This is a genomic window from Burkholderia sp. Bp8984 (assembly GCF_003853755.1).
Classification (GTDB): domain Bacteria; phylum Pseudomonadota; class Gammaproteobacteria; order Burkholderiales; family Burkholderiaceae; genus Burkholderia.
On sequence record NZ_QTQN01000108.1, the window covers coordinates 1 to 543 of the forward strand.

At 61.1% G+C, this 543-nt stretch carries 1 pseudogene; it reads right to left on the reverse strand.

Annotated features, from left to right (window positions below):
• Positions 1-543, reverse strand: a pseudogene (locus tag DID98_RS35550) (hypothetical protein); the annotation flags it as partial.

The following is a 543-nucleotide window of genomic DNA, read 5'->3' on the forward strand; positions in this document are numbered from 1 at the left end:
CGTCGATTCATTCAGCCCGTGCCTCGCGCGATCCTCTTGCGCCGCATAAGACCGCTTGCTGGTCGGCGAGACCCGCTCGTTTTCCATGTCCTCATCGATTTTGTCGGCAGGCTGTTCGTATGCTTTTCGAGCGCTGATGATCGACAGGAATTGGCCGAATGTCTTCGTGCGCGCGGCGTAGGTTTGTCGTCCACGCCGGCCGCTGCCGTCTTTCGTCGAGCGTTGCGACCATGAATCCATGAAGGTGTCGGACTTGTTCGGGCCGTCAGCATTGGCGAGACTGTACGGTGCGTTCGCCAGCACGTAGGCGTCTGCCACGCAGTGGCCCGTGCGTCCCCACGGATCTTCAACATCGGGGAATGCGTCGCCGAAGAACGCCGCAGCGAGGCCGACGATATTTCCTTGGCTGTGGCATACGACGGTAATCGGGACATCGGCCTGCATTCGGCGAATCGACTCGATCAGTCTGGCAAGGCGCAACGCGGCGAGTACGCCATACGCTCGAGGCGGCGCGCGATACAGTGGCCGGTTGGTCGGATTGAT